General features: G+C 73.8%; 3 protein-coding genes and 1 tRNA gene. 1 reads left to right on the top strand and 3 read right to left on the bottom strand.

The genetic code is table 11. The annotated features are described in order from the left end of the window. Positions 1 to 504: GNAT family N-acetyltransferase (locus PROKR_RS30685; RefSeq protein ID WP_051432870.1), on the bottom strand; the 504-nt coding region annotated here is incomplete at its 3' end. Between the two features lie 145 nt (positions 505 to 649). Then, on the bottom strand, positions 650 to 1,312 hold the full coding sequence (locus tag PROKR_RS10815) for an ANTAR domain-containing response regulator (protein ID WP_020014751.1): 663 nt from the start codon (positions 1,310 to 1,312) through the stop codon (positions 650 to 652). An 81-nt stretch (positions 1,313 to 1,393) separates the two neighbouring features. Here PROKR_RS10815 and PROKR_RS10820 point away from each other — a divergent pair. Next, a tRNA-Leu gene (locus tag PROKR_RS10820) sits at positions 1,394 to 1,480 on the top strand. A gap of 5 nt (positions 1,481 to 1,485) precedes the next feature. On the opposite strand, the gene PROKR_RS10825 is transcribed toward PROKR_RS10820, so the two are convergent. Then, positions 1,486 to 2,805, bottom strand: a 1,320-nt coding sequence (locus tag PROKR_RS10825) for a RyR domain-containing protein (protein WP_036963017.1), incomplete at its 5' end; no start/stop codon positions are given.

The following is a 2,805-nucleotide window of genomic DNA, read 5'->3' on the forward strand; positions in this document are numbered from 1 at the left end:
GCCGTCCCGCACCGGGGCCTCCGCCAGGCGGCGCTGGAGCGCCGCGACGGACGCCACGCGGTGTCCCGCGGCCGGGGCGAAACCGAGCCGGGCGAGGAACCGCTGGACGCCCCGGTTGCCCGGGACGGGCGCGGAGTAGATGTCGTGGCAGTCGTGCTCGGCCGCGAGGTCGGCGGCAGCGCGCAGCAGGGCGTGCCCCACGCCGTGCCGGCGCGCCTGCGGCGAGACGAACAGCATGTCCAGGTACAGGCTGGCGCGCTCCGCGAAGAGGTAGGCCGCCACGACCCGGCCCAGGACGACGCCGACGATGCGGCCGTCCTGCTCCGCGACCAGCACGTGGCCGCCGGCCGCGATGAGCACGCTCAGGTGCTCCAGCAGCCGGTCGAGCTCCTGGGCGCCGAGCTGGGCCCCGGCGGGCGAGTCGTCGCGCGCGACCGTGGCCAACGCCGCGACGGCAGGCAGGTCGGCCTCCCGCGCCAGGTGTATGTCGAGCACAGTGCGCACGCTTGTCTCCTCCCGGGGGTCTGGGAACCGGAGTTCACCTTCGGCCCCGCGCAGACACTAGTACTGCCCGGGCCGGCAGAGAACATGCGGCCTCAAATTTCACCCGCTCCGGACGGAGCCCGGAACGGGCGTCAGCGGGTGCGGCTCAGGCGCCGACCTGCTCGATGACGGCGTCGGCGACCTCGCGCATGGTGAGGCGGCGGTCCATCGACGTCTTCTGGATCCAGCGGAACGACTCCGGCTCCGACAGGCCCATCTTGGTCATGAGCAGGCCCTTGGCCCGGTCCACGCGCTTGCGGGTCTCGAAGCGCTCGGTCAGGTCCGCGACCTCGGCCTCCAGCGCACCGATCTGCGAGTACCGCGAGATCGCGATCTCGACGGCGGGCAGCAGGTCGGCCGGGGTGAAGGGCTTGACCACGTACGCCATGGCGCCGGCGTCGCGGGCGCGCTCGACGAGCTCCGTCTGCGAGAACGCCGTGAGCAGCACCACGGGCGCGGCGTGGGCCTTGCCGATGCGCTCGGCGGCCGAGATGCCGTCCAGCTCGGGCATCTTGACGTCCATCACGACGACGTCGGGCTTGAGCTCGATGGCCAGGTTGACGGCGGTCTCGCCGTCACCGGCCTCACCCACGACGTCGAAGCCCGCCTCGCGCAGGGTCTCCACGACGTCCATGCGGATCAGAGCCTCGTCCTCCGCCACGACGGCGCGGCGGGACGGGTGTGCGGGAGCGGCCTCCGGCTCGGCATCGACCAGCGGGGGCAGATCCAGGGAAAGCTTCTCGGTGTTCTCGTCGGTCACGAAGGACATCCTACGTCGCACACCTGGGCTTGGGTCCCAGCACAGCGGTGTGGTTCGATGTGCGCCGGGACATACTTCGTGTCCCGCAAGGCCGGGTTGGCGGAACAGGCAGACGCGGCGCTCTCAAAAAGCGCTGCCCGCGAGGGCGTGTGGGTTCGAGTCCCACACCCGGCACCAGTGGTTCAGACCCCGACGGAGAGCTCCGGCACCCGCGGCGCGTCGTACCGCACGACCTCCAGCCCGAACTCCGCCAGGATCTCGGGCAGCAGCCGCACCACGTCGCGGTCCTTCTCGCGGTTCGACTCGGGCAGCTCCGACCACGGCACGCCGATCATCGGGTGCACTCGGGCGTCGTCGTCCCGCACGGGGCCGCTGCGCCAGCCCTGTGCCACCCGCACGGACTCCCACAGCTCGTGCTCGGCCTCGGCGAGCCGGTCCAGCTCGGCGCCCTCGAACACCACCTCGGGGGCCCCGTCGCGTGGCGCGATCGTGGCGCCCATCCGGGCCAGCCGCGCGGGCAGTCCCACGACCCAGCCACGGTTGGAGGCCCGCAGGGCGTCCGGCAGGTCCTCCCAGCGCACCATGGCGGGGACCTCGCCCCAGCCGACGCCGCGCTCGAGCTGGTTGCGCAGGTAGACGTGGTGCACGGACCGCGCGATGCGCTCGTACATGTCGTCGTGCGCGCGGGCCTCCACGCGCTCGACGTCGGCGAGCAGGTCGCGTGTGGTCACGGTACGCAGGCGGCCGTCCAGGTTGTCGAGCACGCGGGACGCCTCGGTGCCGAACGCGCCCGTCAGTCCGGCCAGGCCGTCCAGCAGGAGCACGAGCGAGCCGGGCCCGCCGTGCCACAGTGTCGTGGCCGTGAGCGCAACCCGCAGAGAGGCGCCGTCGGACGCGTGGCACACGTACACCGCGTCGGGGGCGGCGGCGCTGCCCGTGCCGAGCACGGGCACGGCCCGCAGCTCGATCCGCCGGGCCACGGGCGACCAGCGCGCCCGGAGCTCGCCGGCCACGTGGTCGGCGTCGTCCGCCGTCAGGTCGACCACCAGCCGCAGGCCCTCGCCGGCCAGCTCCCACTCCCGGGCCAGACCCACCACCAGCGCCTTGGCGAACTCGCCCGAACCGACCACCACCAGGTGCGTCACCGGCGCCGGGCCGCCCGGGGCGTCCAGGATCCGACGCACCTCACGCACCGCGAGGGCCTGGGCGGCGATCACGTCGAGCGTGAAGAAGTCCACACCCGGTTCAGCACAGCTCAGGTGCCGCGCCTGCAGCGCGACGCCCAGGTCCGGGTCGCTGACGTGGGCGTACAGCCGCTCCGGCCCGCTGCCCGCACGGCGGACGGCGGCCTCCGCCTCGGCGACGGTGAGCACGTTCGCGGTCGCCTCGGTGGTGTCGTCACCGCACGCGTACAGCACGGTCGCGCTGGTCAGCCCGACGCCGGCCAGGCCGGAGGCGTCGGCGGTGCGCAGCACGCGGTGCCCCGCGGCCTCGAGGGCGGC

It is taken from the genome of Promicromonospora kroppenstedtii DSM 19349, from assembly GCF_000515355.1.
GTDB lineage: Bacteria > Actinomycetota > Actinomycetes > Actinomycetales > Cellulomonadaceae > Promicromonospora > Promicromonospora kroppenstedtii.